The sequence below is a fragment of the Dactylosporangium fulvum genome (assembly GCF_025137375.1).
Lineage (GTDB): Bacteria > Actinomycetota > Actinomycetes > Mycobacteriales > Micromonosporaceae > Dactylosporangium > Dactylosporangium fulvum.
This window is the reverse complement of the sequence record NZ_CP073720.1, coordinates 2,378,447-2,397,380: the sequence shown is the minus strand read 5'-3', so window position 1 is coordinate 2,397,380 and position 18,934 is coordinate 2,378,447. Positions and strand designations below refer to the sequence as shown.

Annotated in this window: 16 protein-coding genes; 9 read left to right on the top strand and 7 right to left on the bottom strand. The window is 71.9% G+C overall.

Features of this window, described 5'->3' with window-relative positions; genetic code table 11:
* Window positions 1-115 precede the first annotated feature (115 nt).
* Window positions 116-895, bottom strand: a complete 780-nt coding sequence (locus Dfulv_RS11170; protein ID WP_259862694.1) for an SDR family NAD(P)-dependent oxidoreductase — start codon at window positions 893-895, stop codon at window positions 116-118.
* Between the two features lie 86 nt (window positions 896-981).
* Window positions 982-1,356: a hypothetical protein gene (locus Dfulv_RS11165; RefSeq protein ID WP_259862693.1), complete on the bottom strand. Its 375-nt coding sequence runs from the start codon at window positions 1,354-1,356 to the stop codon at window positions 982-984.
* A 303-nt stretch (window positions 1,357-1,659) separates the two neighbouring features.
* On the opposite strand from Dfulv_RS11165, the gene Dfulv_RS11160 reads away from it, so the two are divergent.
* The gene (locus Dfulv_RS11160; protein WP_259862692.1) at window positions 1,660-2,511 is read left to right on the top strand and encodes a GNAT family N-acetyltransferase; all 852 of its coding nucleotides are present in this window, start codon (window positions 1,660-1,662) and stop codon (window positions 2,509-2,511) included.
* Window positions 2,512-2,572: 61 nt separating this feature from the next.
* Here the strand turns inward: Dfulv_RS11160 and Dfulv_RS11155 are convergent, their stop codons facing one another.
* On the bottom strand, window positions 2,573-2,908 hold the full coding sequence (locus Dfulv_RS11155; RefSeq protein WP_259862691.1) for a DUF952 domain-containing protein: 336 nt from the start codon (window positions 2,906-2,908) through the stop codon (window positions 2,573-2,575).
* Between the two features lie 162 nt (window positions 2,909-3,070).
* On the opposite strand from Dfulv_RS11155, the gene Dfulv_RS11150 reads away from it, so the two are divergent.
* A complete protein-coding gene (locus Dfulv_RS11150) occupies window positions 3,071-3,463 on the top strand; it encodes a hypothetical protein (protein ID WP_259862690.1) in 393 nt (130 codons plus the stop codon).
* Between the two features lie 3 nt (window positions 3,464-3,466).
* On the opposite strand, the gene Dfulv_RS11145 is transcribed toward Dfulv_RS11150, so the two are convergent.
* Both Dfulv_RS11145 and Dfulv_RS11140 read right to left on the bottom strand, forming a co-directional pair.
* Complete coding sequence (locus Dfulv_RS11145; RefSeq protein ID WP_319805836.1) at window positions 3,467-3,727, bottom strand: hypothetical protein; 261 nt, start codon at window positions 3,725-3,727, stop codon at window positions 3,467-3,469.
* A gap of 1 nt (window position 3,728) precedes the next feature.
* Entirely contained in the window at window positions 3,729-5,498 is a 1,770-nt protein-coding gene (locus Dfulv_RS11140) for a thiamine pyrophosphate-dependent enzyme (protein ID WP_259862688.1), read from the bottom strand.
* Between the two features lie 65 nt (window positions 5,499-5,563).
* Between Dfulv_RS11140 and Dfulv_RS11135 the strand changes: the two genes are divergently transcribed.
* Window positions 5,564-6,742, top strand: a complete 1,179-nt coding sequence (locus Dfulv_RS11135; RefSeq protein ID WP_259862687.1) for a hypothetical protein — start codon at window positions 5,564-5,566, stop codon at window positions 6,740-6,742.
* Window positions 6,743-6,969: 227 nt separating this feature from the next.
* On the opposite strand, the gene Dfulv_RS11130 is transcribed toward Dfulv_RS11135, so the two are convergent.
* Window positions 6,970-8,187 (bottom strand): FKBP-type peptidyl-prolyl cis-trans isomerase, encoded by a 1,218-nt coding sequence (locus Dfulv_RS11130; RefSeq protein WP_259862686.1) that lies wholly within the window; start codon window positions 8,185-8,187, stop codon window positions 6,970-6,972.
* A gap of 126 nt (window positions 8,188-8,313) precedes the next feature.
* Here Dfulv_RS11130 and aceB point away from each other — a divergent pair, with 126 nt between their 5' ends.
* The 4 genes from aceB to Dfulv_RS11110 are packed head-to-tail and all read left to right on the top strand — an operon-like array spanning window position 8,314 to window position 13,791.
* Window positions 8,314-9,873, top strand: coding sequence for a malate synthase A (aceB, locus tag Dfulv_RS11125; RefSeq protein ID WP_259862685.1), 1,560 nt, complete (start codon window positions 8,314-8,316; stop codon window positions 9,871-9,873).
* Window positions 9,874-9,883: 10 nt separating this feature from the next.
* The gene (locus Dfulv_RS11120) at window positions 9,884-11,341 is read left to right on the top strand and encodes an FAD-linked oxidase C-terminal domain-containing protein (protein WP_259862684.1); all 1,458 of its coding nucleotides are present in this window, start codon (window positions 9,884-9,886) and stop codon (window positions 11,339-11,341) included.
* 3 nt (window positions 11,342-11,344) lie between these two features.
* A complete protein-coding gene (locus Dfulv_RS11115; RefSeq protein WP_259862683.1) occupies window positions 11,345-12,535 on the top strand; it encodes an FAD-binding oxidoreductase in 1,191 nt (396 codons plus the stop codon).
* Window positions 12,535-13,791, top strand: a complete 1,257-nt coding sequence (locus Dfulv_RS11110; protein ID WP_259862682.1) for a (Fe-S)-binding protein — start codon at window positions 12,535-12,537, stop codon at window positions 13,789-13,791. Before Dfulv_RS11115 ends, Dfulv_RS11110 begins: the two co-directional genes overlap by 1 nt.
* Before the next feature lie 1,865 nt (window positions 13,792-15,656).
* Here Dfulv_RS11110 and Dfulv_RS11105 read toward each other — a convergent pair.
* Window positions 15,657-16,133, bottom strand: coding sequence for a TM2 domain-containing protein (locus Dfulv_RS11105; protein WP_259862681.1), 477 nt, complete (start codon window positions 16,131-16,133; stop codon window positions 15,657-15,659).
* 259 nt (window positions 16,134-16,392) lie between these two features.
* On the opposite strand from Dfulv_RS11105, the gene Dfulv_RS11095 reads away from it, so the two are divergent.
* Both Dfulv_RS11095 and Dfulv_RS11090 read left to right on the top strand, forming a co-directional pair.
* A complete protein-coding gene (locus Dfulv_RS11095; RefSeq protein WP_259862680.1) occupies window positions 16,393-18,141 on the top strand; it encodes an ABC transporter ATP-binding protein in 1,749 nt (582 codons plus the stop codon).
* A gap of 134 nt (window positions 18,142-18,275) precedes the next feature.
* Complete coding sequence (locus Dfulv_RS11090) at window positions 18,276-18,914, top strand: GntR family transcriptional regulator (RefSeq protein ID WP_259862679.1); 639 nt, start codon at window positions 18,276-18,278, stop codon at window positions 18,912-18,914.
* Window positions 18,915-18,934: the final 20 nt, after the last annotated feature.

The window sequence follows — 18,934 nt, the reverse complement described above, 5'->3', positions numbered from 1 at the left end:
TCCGAGCCATGCCCGTCGATGGGGACGAGCAGCGGGCCGGCCGGTGCGGTGCCCCGCGCCGGCCGGCCCGTGTGACCCCCGCCCCGGGCCACGGTGCGCCGCCCCTGCCGCCTCCCTAGGCAGCGGCCGCGTTGTTCTCGGCCAGCGGCACCAGCGGCGGGAAGTGGCGCTGGACGATGCCCTTCGCCACCATCGACGGATCGCCGATGTCGCCGACCTGGTGCCGCTCGACCAGCCGCGCGTGGCCCGGCAGGCCGGCGCCGAGGTCGCGCAGCGTCCGCTGCATCTGTGTCTCGATCGCACCGGGATCGATGATTTCCACCTCACACGGCGCGCCGGCCGCCTCGCCCACGCAACGCATGAACGCCTCGGCGCCCGCCTTCGTCGCGCAGTACGTCGCCCAGCCCGGGTACGCCCGGTGGGCCGCCGCCGACGCGACGTACACGATCCGCAGCCGCGCTCGGCTGGCCCGGAACGTGGCCAGGAACAGGTTGGTGAGCAGGATCGGGGCGACGAGGTTGAGGTTGACCGCCGCGAGCACCGCCGCCGGAGGCAGGTCGCCGGCGAGCGCGATCGGCTCGACCGTGGCGGCGTTGTGCAACAGCACGACCTCGTCGTCCGGCCCGGCGTCGCCGACGAACGCGGCGAGCTCGGCGCCGGACGGCAGGCCGCCGCCGGCGAGACCGAGCCCGTCCGGGGCCGGGACGCCCGACCCGGTGTCACCCAGGTCACCCGCCCGCAGCCACACCGACGCCGGCCGTTGTGCCGCCAGGAGTTCTTGCTCGGCCGTGAAAGTGCGCGCCAGGCCGTACACCCTGGCGCCATCTGCCTGCAGCGCTTGGAACAGGGCCGCGCCGAGCCCTCGGGACGCGCCGGTCAGGACGACCGAGCGCACGCAGGAACCGTCCGCGGATGCGGACATTGACATCACTCCAACCGTGTCGAGCTGCCCAACAACAACGACGGGATGGGGGGAGCGATCTACGTACGCCAGACCTGCAGTTCGGCACGTGCAGGGGCGGGCGCCGGGCGCACGCCTGCGGGCCGTCGGTCGAGGAGGGAGACCGGGAGGGCCGGCGTCGTGTGGGAGGCGAGGTGTGTGCCGGCGTGACCCGCGGCATCCTGGTTCTCGACCCGTTCGCCCTCGGTGTGCAGCAGGAGGGGATGCTGCCCGCCCGGGCCGCCGGGCCGTTCACCGGCCCACGAGGTGTGGTTGCCGGGCCGGCCGAGCAGCTGATGGGCGGCGCCCGAGTGCGTGGACGAGGCGCCGATCGTGGCGCCGAACAACAGGGCCATCACCAGGGTGAGGACGCTGACGAACCGGCCGCGGCGATGCGCCTGCTCGAGTGCGTCCAACTCGTGCCCTCTCCCCCTTGGAAATGCCCACGGTCATCATGGCCCAACAGATCGCGAAGCGGAGTGTCGCGAATTTGCCAACGTCTGTGTCATGCGATGAATTAATGCCGTGCCCGACTGCCTTTGGTGTGCAGTAGGGTCGCCCGGGTGATGGTGAGAGCGGCCGATGAAACAGATCTGCCCTGGATCCGGGGCGTACTGTCCGCATCCTACGGCGCCACGCAGGTGGTCACGGGAGATCGCATCCGAAATGCGGAGAAACTACCCGCATTGGTCGCCGAAATTGATGGCAATCCGGTCGGTTTGCTCACATATGAGGTAGACGCGCCTGGGCTGGAAATCGTCACTGTCGACGCACCGGCGCGTCGCCAGGGTGTCGGCACCGCGCTGCTCGAGGCGGCTCGCGAGGTTGCCGTGCGGTCCGGCGTGCGCCGTGTGTGGCTCATCACCACCAACGACAACCTCGACGCGCTGCGCTTCTACCAGCGCCGCGGCATGCGCATCACCCGTGCCCACCCGGGCGCGGTCCAGCGGGCCCGGCTGCACAAGCCGGCCATCCCGGTCGTCGGCGACTACGGCATCACCCTCCACGACGAACTGGAGCTGGAGCTGCTGATGACGCCGGAGGGCGCGCCGCCGGTGCACGTACGGCCGGGAACCCTCGCCGACGTCACCCCCGTGCTCGCCCTGCTCGACGACGCCACCGAGTGGCTCGTCGGCCTGGGCCGCACCGGGCAGTGGGGCACGGAGCCGCACTCGACCAACCCGCGCCGGGTGGCGGCGATGATGCGGTGGGCGACGCAGGGCCAGCTGTACGTCGCCGAGAGCGGCGGCGCGGTGGTGGGCGGGCTGGCCGTCGGGGCGGCGCAGGAGTGGGTGCCGGCCGTCGACGAGCCGGAGCTGTACGTCAACCTGCTCGTCACCGACCGCACGCGCAAGGGGGACGGGCTCGGCGGCGTGCTGCTCGACCACGCCCGCGCCCTGGCGGTGCAGCGCGGGCTCGGCCTGCTGCGCGTCGACTGCTACGGCGGCGACGACCGGGCGCTCGTCGGCTGGTACGAGCGGCAGGGCCTCACCCCGTCCGCACGGTTCACCGTCCCCCGCCCCGACGGCACCGAGTGGCCCGGCCAGGTCCTGGAGCAGCGCCTGCGCTGAACCGGCCCGGGTGGGGCCGGTCGTGCTCGTCAGCGACGCGGAGCCCCTCGCTGCTGATCCGTCAGGTCCGCGGCACCACGTCGTCGACCGACTCGGCGCCGGCGACGCGGTGCACGGCGACGACCGCGGCCCGGGGCAGCGGCGCGTAGAGATGCGGGTAGGGGCCGCCGTTGACGGAGACCTCCCAGCGCAGCCACGCGCCGAGCATCTGCGCGTCGACCGCGGCGACGACGAGGTCGGGCACGTCGGCGAAGAACCGCCGGGCGGTGCCGGCGATCTGGTCGCGCGCGGACAGGTGGACGTACCCGTCGCGCAGGTCCAGCGGCGAGCCGTCGAAGCGCCCGGTGGCCTCGAACTGCGCCCACTCGGCGGGCAGCAGGATCTTGTAGATCAGCACGCGCTCACTGTGCCACGGGTGAGGCCGCCGTTCACCCTCGGCGGGCGAGCGGCGGACGTCGCCAACTCACCCGAATGCCACCTACCGTGCACGTCCGGCCCGAGAAGTACACGACCGGTGCGGGAAACCGGACGTTCGGATGAGTGGAGTAGACCCGGCTCGATGAGAACCAAGGCATGGCAGTGTGTGGCCGGAGCGGCTCTCGCGATCGGGACACTCAGCGCCGCCCAGGCGGCCTACGACCCCGGCCCGGCGGACCACGGCCCGGCGCTGGTCGACCGGGCCAGTGTCGTCGCCGGGCAGCAGCCCGACGGCGACCAGAGCGGCGTCGACCAGGACAGGTCGACCGCGAAGGACGTGCCCGACCCGGACGACGACAAGACGATGTACCTGCTCGCCGCGTCCGGCCTGCTCGCGTTCGGCGGCGTCGTCCTGGTCGGCGGCGTGATCGGCCTCGGCGGACTGCGCATCCCCGGCGGGGTCGCGATGACCGTCGGCCGCACCCGGCTCTGGATCCGAACTATGCGCTCCTCCGGCGCCCACCGCGCCAGGTAGGGGTCATTCGAACAGTGAACCCCGTCCGCCGCCCTCACGGCGCCGGGCCCGACGGCGCAGTTCCACCACCACCATGTCGACCAGCGCCGACGCCGCCAGCGCCAACAACACGATCGCCAGCCAGGCAATCCCGGCCGTCCAGGCCAGCACGGCGAGAACCGTGCTGGTGACGAAGCCGAACACCGCCAGCAGCAACCGGAGGTTGAGCGCGCTGTACGGGTGCCCGATCGTTCCCCGGGCGTTGCGTGGCTGCGATCGCATGATGTCAGCCCTTCAACTGGGTGATGCGGTCCTTGAGGATCGTGGTCGCGATGCTCGCCCGGTGCGGCTGGCCGCGCAGGAACGCCTCGGCGAACTTGACCGCCTGCTGGTAGGTCACCTTCGCCGGCATCGGCGGCTCGTTGGCGTCGACGACGACGTCGACAAGCGCCGGGCCGTCGAACGCCAGCGCCTCGCGCAGCTTGCCGGGCAGGTCCCGGGGGTCGGTGACGTGCGCGCCGTAGCCGCCGCACCCGCGGGCCCAGGCCGCGTAGTCCGGCGCCGGGTCGCCGAAGCGCACACCGAACTCCGGGAGGCCGAGCACCATCTGCTCCCAGATGATCATCCCGAGCGCGTTGTTGTTGTTGATGACGACCTTCACCGGCAGCCCGTACCGCGCGGCGGTGTGGAACTCGGCCATCAGCATGGCGAAGCCGCCGTCGCCGACGTACGCGATGCACTGCCGCCCCGGGTACTCGTGCTGCAGGGCGACGGCATAGGGCAGCCCGGGCGCCATCGTGGCGAGCGTGCCGGACAGGTAGAACTCGCGCCGGCCGGTCACCTGCCAGTGCCGCGCCGCCCACGTGGCGACGGTGCCGGAGTCACAGCAGAGGATGGCGTCGGCGGTGGCGGCCCGGTCCAGCTCCCGCACCAGGTACTGCGGCGCGATCGGATCCCGCTCCGGTTCCTCCAGCGCGGCCATCTTCTCCCGCCAGTCGCGCATCTTCTCCTGGTATTTGCGCAGATGACGGCGGTCCTCGCGGCGCTTCAGGCGGGGCAGGAGCGACTCCAGCGTCGCGCCCGCGTCGCCGACCAGCGGCACGTCGGTGGGGATCCGGGTGCCGACCCGTGCGGGTTCGGCGTCGATCTGGATCACGCGGGCCTTGCCCGGCTCCGGCAGGAACTTCGTGTACGGGAAGTTCGTCCCCACCATGAGCAGGGTGTCGCACTCGTCCATCAGGTCCTCGCTGGGCGCGGTGCCGAGCAGCCCGAGCCCGCCGACGGTGAACGGCGAGTCGTCGGGCACCGACATCTTGCCGAGCAGCGACTTGACGATCGGCGCGCCGAGCACATCGGCGGTCAGCTCGACCAGCGCACCCGCGTGCCGGGCGCCGACGCCGGCCAGGATCGCGACGCGCTCACCCGCGTTGAGCAGGTCGGCGGCGGCCTGAAGGTCGTCGTCGGCGGGACGGACCGGCGGGTGTACCCACACCGGCGCCGTCGCCGGCTCGCGGACCGGGCCGACCTCCTCGAACGGGTTGTCCCCCGCCCTCGCGACCTGCACGTCGTTGGGGATCGTCAGGTGTGCGACGCCCCGCCGGGCGAGCGCGGTACGCACGGCGATGTCGACGAGCGCCGGCACCTGCGCGGGGTTCACGATCGGCTCGTCGTACTCGGCGACGTCCTGGAACAGCCGGTCGAGGTGGACCTCCTGCTGGTAGGCGGTGCCCAGGACACTCGACTCCTGCATGCCGGTGAGCGCGAGGACCGGCGCGTGGTCGAGTTTGGCGTCGTAGAGGCCATTGGCCAGGTGAATGCCGCCGGGACCGGACGTGGCCAGGCACACCCCGAGCCGTCCGGTCGCCTTGGCATGGGCGGTGGCCATGAACGCGGCCGCCTCCTCGTGGTGCACCAGGACGAACCGCACCCGGTCGGCGTTGCGGCGCAGGCCCTCCATCAGGCCGTTGATGCCGTCGCCGGGCAGCCCGAACACGGTGTCGACGCCCCAGTCGGCCAGTCGAGCGATGATCGCCTCACCCACGGTCTGCTTCGTCATACCCTCGGCTTTGCCGGAGACGACGGGTCCAAACCTCAGCTGGCGATCCGGTACCGTGCAACCACATGGGGCTGGTGGACAAGGTGTTCGGGTCGCCGCGCGAGCGGTTCGCTCGCCAGGTGCTGACCGCCGTCCGGGACGCCGGCGTGGCGGAGGCGCGCTACCTGCCCGAGCAGTTCGCGATCCAGTTGCGCCGCGACTCGAAGACGACGACGCCGTCGCTGGCCTACCTCGGCAACCTCTTCCGCGAGTGCGACGGCGCGGGCCGGACCGAGCGGCGGGAGCGCATCGCGGCGTTCCTCACGGCGGTGGTGTTCAACCCCGGGGCACCCGACACGTGGGAGGCGGTCGCGCCCCTGCTGCGACCGCTGCTGCGACCGGTGTCGTTCGGCCTCGGCGTGCCCGGCGGCGCCCCGCGCCCGCTGCGCCGGCCCGCGCTGCCGTACCTCGCCGAGTTCGTCGTCGTCGACCAGCCGACCTCGATCATGTACGTCACGCCGGTCCAGCTCGCGACGTGGGGCGTCACCGAGCGGGTCGTCTACGACCGGGCCCGCGCCAATCTCGCCGAGCACACCGAGCGGACCGCGCGCCCGGACGGCGACCAGGTGTCGATCGTGCGCATGGTCGAGTCCGGCGACGCGTACTGGGCCTCGCACCTGCTGGTCGACGGCTGGCTGGCGGCACAGGGCCGGCACGTCGGCGGCCGGCCGGTCGTGTTCGTCCCGGACACCACCGGCGTGGTGCTGGCCGCGGACCACGACGGCATCGACAAGCTCTTCGGGATCATCGAGGAGGAGTACCGCGAGGCCGCCCGCCCCATCTCCACCATGGGCTACACCGTCGACGGGACCGGGGCGGTCGTGCCCTACACGGTGCCGGCCGACCACCCGCTCTTGCCCGTCGTGCACCGGGCCGAGGTGCTGCTCGCCTCGAACGAGTACGCGGCGCAGGCGGCCCACCTGGAGACCGACGCGTTCGTCGCGAGGCTCATGGTCGCGGAGGGCCGGGGCAGGATGTTCTCGGTCGCCAGCTGGGCCGATGGGGTCGACACGCTGCTGCCCCGGGCCGACTACGTGTCGTTCCCGTCCGACGGCGCGGACCCGTTCTTCGTGGCCTGGGACGACGTGGCGCGCGAGGTCGACCTCGAGCCGGAGCCGGATCTGACACCGGAGCGTTACCGCCTGCGGTCGTGGCCTCACCCGGGTGTGGTGGAGCGGCTGCGCCGGCGCGCCACCGACCTCTAGAAAGTTTTCACGATCTGGTTGCCGGTGGATCGGGTGGATCATCGGGGATCGCGGCCTTACGGGCGGGGTGATGGTGCCTCGCGACGGTATTCCGGTGGGGAATGCCGCTGTGGAGGGATATCCCGTCCGCGGGTCGTCGGTGCTCGCCGGGTGGCCGTTCGGGGCCGGGCCGCAGAACAGAGGCCGACCCGCCGGGCAGGTCGGCCTCTGTTGTGACTACGGGTGCGCTAGTTGCCCAGGCCGGCGGGCAGGCCGCCCATGTCGTTGGCGTCCTTCGCGTCGAGGACGTCGACGATGAAGCGCAGCGTGCCGGCCGGTGCGCCCTGCGGCGGGGTCTCGCCGTAGGCCAGCTTCGGCGGGATGTCCAACTGCACCCGGCTGCCCACCTTGACGCCGACCAGGCCCTCGTCCCAGCCCTCGATGACCCGCGGCCGCTGGCCCTGCTGCTTCAGGCCGACCTCCGTGTCGAACGTCTGCTTCTTCGACCACGACGAGTCGAACATCTTGCCGTCCTTGAACGTCACGCCGACATAATTGACGGTGACGGTCTGACCCGGTTTGACGGTCTTGCAGGGGCCCTCGATGAGGATCTTCTTCTCGAGCAACTTGGGCTCCTCACCGGTGCCGGCCTCGACGGTCGGCTCCGTGGCCAGCCGCTTGTCGAAGCCGCCGAGCAGCGGCGGGTACTCGGTCTGCCCCTGCGGCTTGCACTGGACCCGCTTCTCCTCGGCGCGGTCGCCGAAGTACCAGACGCCGGCGAACGCACCGCCGACCGCCAGCAGGACGATCAGCGTGCCGGCGAAGGCCTGCCCCACACGCCTGCGCCTGGCGGCCTTGGCCGCGGCGACCCGCGCGGCGGCGCGCTTCTCGGCCTTGGTCAGCGGCGCGGGCGCCTTGTTCCGGCCCGTTTTGACCTCTTTGCCCTTGTCCTTGGCGTCCTTGGCCTCAGCCTCGTCGGCGGCGTCCTCGTCAGCCGCCTCGTCAGCGGCCTCGTCAGCGGCCTTAGCCGCGCCGTCCTTGCCGCCCTTGGCCTCAGCCTCGTCGGCGGCGGCCTCGTCAGTGGTGGTCGCATCTGCCGCGCCGGCGGCTGCGTCGTCCGCCCTGTCCGCGTCCGGGTCGCTCTCCGCGAGCGCGCCGTCCTGCGGCGTGGCGGCGTCCGCGGCCTCACCCTTCGTGGTGGCGCCGGCCTTCCCGGCCGCACCACCATTCGCCGCCCCGACCTCGCCCTTCGCCGCGACCTCGCTTTTCGCCGTGGCGCTGTCCGAAGTGTCGCTTTCGGCGCCGGCCGCACCGGCCGTCACGCCGCCGGCCGTCGCCGCGGTCGCCGCCTCGTCGGCCGCGTCGTCCGTCGCGGTCTCCTCCGGCGTCGATGTCGCGGGCGCCGCGTTGGGCCGGGTGACCTTGGTCGGCCTCGCGGTGCGGCGGCTCCTGCCCCGATCGCTCACAGTTCGACGACTCCCCTGCTGGACGGCCACGAATTTGATGGACCTGAGTTTGCCTCGGCAGAGCTTCCCATATCACACGCTCTGTGGCACGCCCCGGGTCCTTCGAGATTGGCCTAAGGTCGGCATATGGGCAACGCTACGGGCGTCGAGATTACCGGACCGCTCACGGATCGCTTCGCCGAGATCCTCACCGAAGAAGCTCTGAGTTTCCTGGCAGACCTGCACCGCGCCTTCGACGGGCGGCGGCTGGAGCTGCTCGACGCGCGCAAGGAGCGGGAGGCCGCCCTCACCACCGGCGGCACGCTGGGCTTCCTGCCGGAGACCCGCGAGATCCGCGAGGGCGACTGGCGGGTGGCCGAGCCGGCGCCGGGCCTGGTCGATCGGCGGGTCGAGATCACCGGGCCGACCGACGCGAAGATGACGATCAACGCCCTCAACTCCGGCGCGAAGGTCTGGCTCGCCGACCACGAGGACGCCAACACGCCACTGTGGGACAACGTCGTCCGCGGCCAGCTCAACCTGCGCGACGCGGTCGCCGGCACCCTCTCGTACACCTCCCCGGAGGGAAAGTCGTATGAACTGACCGACGGCCCGCGGCCGACGATCGTCGTGCGGCCCCGCGGCTGGCACCTGCCGGAGAAGCACATCCTCGTCGACGGGCAGCCGACCTCCGGCTCGCTGATCGACTTCGGCCTGTACTTCTTCCACAACCACCTCGCCACCCGGCCCTACTTCTACCTGCCGAAGATGGAGGCGCACCTCGAGGCCCGGCTGTGGAACGACGTCTTCACCTTCGCCGAGGAGCGCTTCGGCCGCCCGCTCGGCACGATCCGCGCGACGGTGCTCATCGAGACGTTCCCGGCGGCGTTCGAGATGGAGGAGATCCTCTACGAGCTGCGGGAGCACTCCGCAGGGCTCAACGCCGGCCGCTGGGACTACATGTTCAGCGTCATCAAAAAATTCCGCACCCGCGGCAACGAGTTCCTCCTCCCGGACCGCGACTCGGTGACGATGACGGTGCCGTTCATGCGCGCCTACACGGAACTGCTGGTGCACACCTGTCACAAGCGCGGCGCGCACGCGATCGGCGGCATGGCCGCGTTCATCCCCAGCCGCCGCGACCCGGAGGTCAACCGGGTCGCGCTGGAGAAGGTGTCCGCCGACAAGACGCGCGAGGCGAACGACGGCTTCGACGGATCCTGGGTGGCACACCCCGACCTGGTGCCCGTCTGCCGGGAGATCTTCGACGGTGTACTGGCCGACCGCCCCAACCAGCTCGACCGCGTCCGCGACGACGTGCAGGTGGGCGCCGCGGACCTGCTGGCGATCGGGGACACGCCGGGCGCGCGGACCGAGACCGGGCTGCGCAACGCCGTGAGCGTCGGCGTGCAGTACCTCGAGGCGTGGCTCAAGGGCACCGGCGCCGTCGCGATCAACAACCTGATGGAGGACGCGGCCACGGCGGAGATCTCCCGCTCGCAGGTCTGGCAGTGGCTGCACAACGGCGTGACGCTCGCCGACACCGGCGAGCCGGTGACCCGCGAGATGGTCGAGCGGATCGCCGACGAGGAGCTCGCGAAGCTGGACGGCGACCACTCCGCCGCCCGTGCCCTGTTCATGGAGGTGGCCGTGGCGGACGAATTCGTGGACTTCCTGACCTTGCCGGCGTACGAAAGGATGGCATGAGGGCGGGAACATGACCATCGAGGCGCTGGCGGCGACGCTGCGGGAGACACTTCGGCCGGACCAGGTGCTGACCGACCGTCAGCAGCTGCGCACGTATGAGTGCGACGGGCTCACGCACTACCGCGTCATCCCCGGCATCGTCGTGTTTCCCCGCACTGCCGACGAATGCGCGGACGTCGTGCGGGCCTGCGTCGCCGCGGGTGTGCCCTTCGTGGCCCGCGGCTCGGGCACCGGCCTGTCCGGCGGTGCGCTGCCGCACGCCGACGGCGCGCTCATCGTCACCTCCCAGCTGCGGTCGATCGTCGAGGTCGCACCGGAGGACGAGCGGGCCGTCGTCGAGCCCGGAGTGATCAACCTGCAGGTCAGCCGGGTCGCGAACCCGCACGGCTACTACTACGCGCCCGACCCGTCGAGCCAGCAGATCTGCTCGATCGGCGGCAACGTCGCGGAGAACTCCGGCGGGGCGCACTGCCTGAAGTACGGCTTCACCACCAACCACGTCACCGGCGTGCAGATCGTGACGCCCGACGGCGACCTGGTCCGGCTCGGCGGCCGGACGCCGGACGCCCCCGGATACGACCTGCTCGGCGCGTTCGTCGGTTCCGAAGGCACCCTCGGCATCGCGACGGAGGTGACGGTACGTCTGACGCGCCTGCCGGAGACCGTCCGCACGCTGCTCGCGGCGTTCCCCGGCACCGACCAGGCGGGTGTCGCCACGTCGGCGATCATCGCGGCGGGGGTCGTGCCCGCCGCCGTGGAGATGATGGACGCCCTCGCGATCGAGGCGGCCGAGGCCGCAGTGCACTGCGGCTACCCCGAAGGCGCCGGCGCGGTGCTCATCGTTGAGCTCGACGGCCCCCAGGCCGAGGTGGAGGCGCAGTTCACGGCGGTGGAGGACTTCTGCCGGCAGCACGGCGCCTTCGAGATCCGCATCGCGGCCGACGACGCCGAGCGGGCCCTGTTCTGGAAGGGGCGCAAGTCGGCGTTCGCGGCCGTCGGGCGGATCAGCCCGGACTACATCGTGCAGGACGGCGTCATCCCGCGGACCGCGCTGCCGCAGGTGCTGACCCGCATCGGCGAGATCGCCGCCGAGCACGGCATCCGGGTCGCCAACGTGTTCCACGCCGGTGACGGCAACCTGCACCCGCTCGTGCTGTTCGACGAGACGGTGACGGGCCAGGCCGAGCGCGCCGAGACCGTGTCCGGCGCGATCCTCGACATCTGCGTCCAGCACGGCGGCTCGATCACCGGCGAGCACGGCGTCGGCATCGACAAGGCGAAGCACCTCCCGCGCATGTACTCCGAGGACGACCTCGACACGATGCAGCTGGTGCGGTGCGCGTTCGACCCGCGGGGCCTGGCCAACCCGGGCAAGGTGTTCCCGACCCCGCGGCTGTGCGGCGAGGTCCCCGGCAGACGCAAGGGGGCCCACCCGCTCCAGGAGGCCGGCGTCGCGGAGGTGTTCTAGAAGATGTCAGCGGAGATCGCGGGGGTGTCCGCCGCCGCCGTCGCGACCCCCTCGTCGACCGCCGAGGTGGCCGACGTGGTCAAGGGTGCCGCGAAGGGCGGCCTGGCGCTGGTCGTCCGGGGCGGCGGCACCCGGCAGGACTGGGCGCTGCCGCCGCAGCGGCTCGACCTGATCCTGGAGACCGCCGAACTGTGTGGCCTGGTCGAGCACGCGGCCGGTGACCTCGTCGCGGTGGTCCGGGCCGGCACCCCGCTGCGCCAGGTGCAGGACGCGCTGCGCCCGGCCGGCCAGCAGCTGGCCCTCGACGAGCCACTGCCCGGGTCCACGATCGGCGGCACGGTCGCCGTCAACGCGTCCGGCCCCCGGCGCATGCTGTACGGCACCGTCCGTGACCTGCTCATCGGCGTCACCGTGGTCCGTGCCGACGGCGTCGTCGCCCGGGCCGGCGGCAAGGTCGTGAAGAACGTCGCCGGGTATGACCTGGGCAAGCTCGTCGCCGGGTCGTACGGCACCCTCGGCGTGATCACCGAGTGCGCGTTCCGGCTGCATCCGCTCCCCGCCGCGAGCCGCTTCGTCTCGGTCTGCGTCGAAGGCCCGGACGAGGCCGGGCGGGCCGTGTCCGCGGTCCTCGGCGCCCAGGTCGTGCCGAGTGCCCTGGAGATCGACACGGTCCAGTCCGACGCCGCGCCGCTCACGGTGACCGCGCTGGTCGAGGGGGTGCCCGCCGGGGTCGCCCAGCGCGCCGCCGACCTCCAGAAGCTGCTCGGCGACGGCGCCACCGCGTCCGACGACCCGCCGCCGGGCTGGGGCGAATACCCGTGGGGGCCGGGCGACGTCGGCATGAAGCTCACGTCGGCGCTGTCCCGGGTGCCGTACCTGCTGACGGCCGCCGGCGTCACCGCCCGGCTGCACGACGTACCGTTGCGGGTGCGCGGCTCGGCGGGCACCGGAGTCCTCTACGCCGGTCTCCCCGGCGGCACCGACCCGGGTGTCGTCGCGGGGGTGGTCAGCGACCTGCGGGCGGCGACCCGCGCCGGCGCCGGCCACTGTGTCGTGCTGACCGCCCCGCCGGCGATCCGGGCCCGCGTCGACGTCTGGGGCCACGTTGACGGCCTCGACCTGATGCGCCGGGTCAAGGAGCAGTTCGACCCCGCGGGCACCCTCGCCCCCGGCCGGTTCGTGGGAGGCATCTGATGTCCATCGAGGAACGGTCCCGGCCCGAGCTGATCGGCGACTGCGTCCACTGTGGATTCTGCCTGCCGACCTGCCCGACGTACGTGCTGTGGGGCGAGGAGATGGACTCCCCGCGCGGCCGGATCCAGCTCATGCTCCAGGAGTCCCAGGGCGAGCCGCTGACGGCGACCATGGCCGGCCACTTCGACGCGTGCCTGGGCTGCATGGCGTGCGTGACGGCCTGCCCCTCCGGCGTGCGGTACGACACGCTGATCGAGCAGACCCGCGTCCAGGTCGAGGAGGCCCGGCATCGCGGCCCGGCGGAGCGGGCGCTGCGGGGTGCGGTGTTCGCCCTGTTCCCCTATCCGCGGCGGCTCCGGGTCGCCAAGGTGCCGCTCAGGGCGTACCAGATGCTGGGTCTGCCCTTGCGACGGTATCTGCCGGCGACCCTGGCGACGCTGACCGACCTGGCCCCGCCGGCGCGCCGGGCGGTCCCGCTGCCGCCGCTGGTCCGAGCGGTCGGCCCGCGCCGTGCGGTGGTCGGGATGCTGACCGGGTGCGTGCAGGACGCGTTCTTCCCGTCGGTGAACGCCGCCACCGTCCGGGTGCTGGCCGCCGAGGGCTGCGACGTGGTCGTGCCGCCGGGCCAGGGCTGCTGCGGCGCCCTAAGCGTCCACAATGGACGCCATGCCGAGGCGGTACGATTCGCGCGGTCGATCGTCGACACGTTCACCACGGCCGGCGTGGACGCACTGGTCGTGAACGCGGCAGGCTGCGGTTCGTCGCTGAAGGAACTGGGGACGCTGCTGGCGGACGATCCGGCATACTCGGCGCGGGCGGCGGACCTGGCATCACGGGTGCGCGACCTCTCCGAGATCCTGACCGAGCTGGGCCCGGTGGCCCCGCGCCACCCCCTGCCGTTGACGGTGGCCTACCACGACGCCTGCCACCTGGCCCACGCCCAGGGCGTGCGCACCCAGCCACGGACCTTGCTGCGCGAAATCCCCGACCTGCAGCTGCGCGAAATCCCGGACGGCGAGATATGTTGCGGGTCGGCGGGGGTGTGGAACATCCTGAACGCGGACCCGGCAGCGGAGCTGGCCGACCGCAAGGCGCACAATGTGCTGGCCACCGGCGCCGAGGTGCTGGTGACCGCCAACCCCGGCTGCCTGATGCAGATCTCCGCAGGCGTGACCCGAGCGGGCGGCAAGATCCGCCTGGCCCACACCGCCCAGGTGCTGGACGCGTCGATCCGCGGCATCCGCCTGCCTCGATGAACCTGAGGTCAACCCAGGCCGGCCCGCTACAGCTTCTTCGCACGCTGCCGCGACGCGACGGGTCCGGCACCACGGCCCGCCGAGCCCGCCGAGGTGGGGTTCGGGTCGCTCGACGCCGGCCCGGACGCTGAACTCCAGGACGAAGCCGGCGACCGGCGCGAGCAGGGACCGGTTGCCGGAGCCGAGTGCCGGGCCGAGCACCAGGACCAAGTGCCGGGCCGGATGCCGGGCCAGGTGCCGGGCCGGATGCCCGGTCAAGTGCCGGGGTGCCGGGCCAGGGTGCCGGGCCAGGGTCGAGTGCGGAATACCAAGCGCAAAATGCGGGATGCTGCGCTCACTCCGGCCTGAGGTCAGCCCGCTGGGAGTCGGCCGGGTCGCTGGATGCCGGGCCGGGGCGTCAAGCAAGACGCCGAGCCAGGAGCCAGGCAGGACGTCGAACCAGAAGCCGAGTCGGACACCAGTGTCGGACGCCGGACTGCACGCCGGGCAGGCGCTGAGTCGAACACCAGGTCAGACGCCGAGCCGGGTCGGATCGGACGCCGGACCGGACTGGGCAGGACACCGGTTCGGGCCGGGTCGGACACCGGGCCGGGTGGCGCTGGGTGGGCCGGGCGCCGGGACCGATGCGCACCGGGTCGCGGGCCAAGACTAGGCGCGGATCACTCCACGTTTCGCAGCCGCAAAAGAGACCAGCCCGTCGACAGCCCCGATAGAGGAGACATTCCAGACATCTTGGTGCATCGATGAACGTGTATTAATTCACTTTTCCATGATCGCGAAGACTTTGTGTCGCCTGGGGTACCACAAGTCTCCGGGATCATGAGAATTCGTGGCGAATCCAATCGATGAATGACGATTTGACTCCCTCCAGCACACGCCAGCCACGTGGAAGGGGAAGCCGATGCCGAATGCGAACCGCCAGCCGACCAGCGGGAGCGATCGGACGCCGAATGCAACCGCCAGCCGACCAGCGGAAGCGGCCGGACACCGAATGCAAACCATCAGCCACCAGTGGAAATAGTCCGACACCGAACGCCAACCCCAGCCGACGAGCAGAAGCAGTCCGACACCGAACACCAATCCGCCAGCGAGCACAGTCGGACGCGAACACGAACCCCCAGCCGACCAGCACGAGCAACCCGACACCGAGCGCCAACCCCAGCCGACCAGCGAAACAGTCCGACACCGAACACCAACCGCCGACTGGCCAACCAGCAGGAACAGTCAGGCACCGAACACCAGCCGCCAACAGGCCAACCAGCAGGAGCAGTCGGGCACCCGAACACCAGCCGCCGGCCGACCCGGTGGGAGTGGTCATGACGGCCGCCGACGGGCTGCGGATCTGCCTTGGCGTCGTGCTCGCGGTCTCGGGTCGGCCGTCCAGCGTCGACCTGCGGCGAGGAGCGGCGAGGAGGAACGGGAGGGCAACGCGAGGAGAACCGACGAGATGCGGGGAGGAGCAGTCTCCGATGCCGGGTTCGCGGGTGATCGGCTGGCGCTGGGGGCTGGGCCGTGGGGCTGAGCGCTCGAACAGTCGTGATCCAGGAAACTTCAGGCCGTCCGGGCAACAGGAAGTTTCCCACGATCATGAAGCGGGACCGATGCGTCGGGTCGATGACTGTGCCTGGCCGGACGGGTGGCGCCGTGCGTGGAAGGCGGCATGACGACGGAACTTGTGGGCTGTCCGGAATGTGGGCTTCCGGCGGCCTCGCGCTCGCACGGCATGGTTACGTCGACCGATGGGCCGGTGGAGCACGTCCATCTGCGCTGCGGGGTCGGGCACAGGTTCTTCGGCCCGTCGGAGATGCTGCTGCACCGCCGACAGGGCCGCTGAACGCGAGAACCGGTGAGGACCCGGCGACGGATCAGTTGGGGCGGAGCGGGCGGCCCTCGCCGTCGACCGGGCGGCCGGCGAGCATCATGATGCCGTCGATGACGAACCAGAGCCACAGGCCGCCGGAGACGAGGAACGGAATGAACAGGAAGAAGCCGCACACGAAGGCGACCCAGCCGACGACCACGCTGAGGACCAGCTGGGTCACGCCGAGCGCGATGTTGCCCGCGTAGAGCCGGCCGATGCCGCCCAGGAGGAAGAACAGGCTCGGCAGCAGCTGGAGCAGGCCGGCGACGAGCTTGTTCTTGTCCGAATACGGCTGGCCGGTCACCGGGTCGTATGCCGGGGCGCCCGCCGCGACGGGCACGCCGTAGGCCGGCTGCGCGTAGGCGGCCTGCCCATACGGGTCGTAGCCGCCCGAGGTCGGCACGCCGGAGACGGGCAGCTGGTAGGTCGGCGAATACGGCGCGCCCGAGCCGGGCGGGGCTGACGAGGGCGGCGCCGACATGGGAGGCTGGGTCGACGGCAACGCGGGTTGCCCGTACTGCGGTTGTCCATACGGCGACGGCTGTCCATACGGCGACGGCTGCTCGTACGGACTCGGCTGGCCATACGGATTCGACGAGTATGGCTCAGATCCATACGGTGGCTGCGTCATGTCCAGCAGGCTACCGCCCCGGTCCGACACTTTCTGCCCCCGGTACGGCCAGTGTCGGCCACCCGTGTGACGTCGATGACGTTGAGCCCGGGCGGGCCGGTGCGATCGGATGAAGTCCATGGAATTCGACGGCCGCCGGCCGGTGCGCACCACGATCCGCCTGCTCGCGCCCGGCAAGTGGCGCATCGCCCTGGCGACCGTCGCGTTCGCGGTGAAGGACAGCCCGATCTGGCTGCTGCCCCTGATCACCGCCAACATCATCGACATCGTCGTCCAGCACCGGCCGGTGAGCCAGCTGTGGCTCAACGCCTCGGTGCTGGCCGTCGTGCTGCTCCAGAACATCCCGATGCACATGCTGTGGGTCCGGCAGATGAGCCTGGTCGTCCGGCATCTCGGCACCGACCTGCGCTCGGCGCTCGCGGGGCGGCTGCAGCAGTTGTCGATCGGCTTCCACACGCGGGCCGGCGCGAGCCTGCTGCAGACCAAGGTCGTCCGGGACGTCGAGAACGTCGAGCTGATGCTCCAGCAGGTGGCGCAGTCGGGCACCTCGGCGGTGCTGACGCTGCTCGGCGCGCTGAGCCTGACGGCGCTGCGGGTGCCGCAGTTCGTCCCGCTCTTCCTGCTGGTGGTGCCGTGCACGGCGGCGCTGGTCGCGATGGTCCGGCGCCGCTCGGGCGCCCGCAACGAGGAGTTCCGCCGCCGGGTCGAGGACCTCTCGGCGCGGGTCGACGAGATGGCCCACCTGATGCCGATCACGCGGGCCCACGCGCTGGAGCAGGAGGCGGTACACCGGCTGCGCTCGACCGTCGAGGAGGTGCGGTCCGCCGGTGTGCGGCTCGACCTGGTCAACGCCCGGTTCGGCGCGGCGTCGTGGGTGACGTACCAACTGCTCGGCGCTGCCTGCCTGGTGGCCGCCGCCCTCGCCGCCTGGACCGGGTTCGCGCCCGTGAGCGCCGGTGACGTGGTCCTGCTGAGCACCTACTTCGCGGTACTGACCACCTCCGTCATCGGCCTGTTCGGCCTCGCCCCGATCATCACCAAGGGCCTGGAGTCGATCCGCTCGATCGGCGAGGTGCTGTCGGCGCCGGACCTCGAGCTCAACGAGGGCAAGCAGGCCGTCACGCGGGTCGGCGGCGCGGTGACGCTGGAGGGTGTCGGCTACCGGTACCCGGACTCGGGCAAGGCCGCGGTGTCCGGCATCAGCCTGGACGTCCGCAGCGGCGAGACGATCGCCTTCGTCGGCCCGTCCGGCTCCGGCAAGTCGACCATGCTCAACCTGCTGATCGGGTTCATCCGGCCGACCGAGGGACGGATCCTGCTCGACGGCACCGACATGGAGCGCATCGACCTGCGCACCTACCGCCGGCACGTGTCCGTGGTGCCGCAGGAGCCGGTCCTCTTCGACGGCTCGATCCGGGACAACGTCACCTACGGCCTGCCGGACCTGACCGAGGAGGCGGTCGTGGCGGCGCTGCGCGACGCGAACGCGCTGGAGTTCGTCGAGCGGCTGCCGCACGGCTGGGACACGCTCGTGGGCGAGCGCGGCGCGCTGCTGTCCGGCGGGCAGCGGCAGCGGCTGGCGATCGCCCGGGCTCTGGTGCGCGACCCGAGGGTGCTGCTGCTGGACGAGGCGACGTCGGCGCTCGACAGCGAGTCGGAGGCGTTGGTGCAGCAGGCGCTCACCCGGCTGATGCGCGGCCGGACGACGTTCGTGGTCGCGCACCGGCTCGCCACCGTGCGGGACGCGGACCGGGTCGTGGTGCTGGCCGAGGGGCGCCTGGCCGAGGTCGGCACCCACGACGAACTCGTCGCCCGGGGAGGCCTGTTCGCCCGCCTGCACAGCCTCCAGCGCGTGTGAGCCGCCGCCCGGCCCAGCGCGTGTGAGCCGCCGCTCGGCCTCCGGCGGGTGTGAGCCCGTCGCCCGGCCTCCGGTGCGTGTGAGCCCGCCGCACGGCGTCCAGCGGGTGTGAGCGAGTCTGCCACACTGATCCGATGAGGGAGTCCGACGAGCTGGCCAGCGCGAGCCTGGTCGAGCTGGCGGTGTCCCGGCTGAGCCGGGAGATCCTCGGCGGCGGCGCCGACCCGGGTGAGCGCCTGGTCGAGGAGCAGCTGACCCGCCGGTTCGGGATCAGCCGGGCGCCGTTGCGCGAGGCGCTTCGTCTGCTGGCCCAGCAGGGACTCGTCGAGCACGTGCCGCGGCGCGGCGCGCGGGTGGCGACGCTGTCCGCGGTGGACATCCAGGAGCTGTACGCGGTGCGCGACGTCCTCGAGCGCCACGCGGTGACGACCACGCCGCCGGACGCCGACCTCGGCGGCATCACCGCCGCGATGAAGGCGATGCAGGAGGCCGACGCCCGCGGGGACCGCTACGACATGGCCACGGCCCACCGCGAGCTGCACGTCGCCGTCGTCGCGCTCGCCGGCAACCGCCAGCTCACCTCGGTCTACGAGTCGGTGCTGGTGAAGATCCAGCTGTACATGGCACTCAACCTGCGGCGGGAGGCCGAGGTCGCGCCGGAGCACGACGGCGTGCACCGCCACGAGCGGCTGTTCGAGGCGGTGTCGAGCCGCGACCCGGCCGCGGTGCTGGCCGCCCTCGACGACCACGGTGCCCGCTCCTACCTGCAGTAGGACGAGAGCACCACGACATC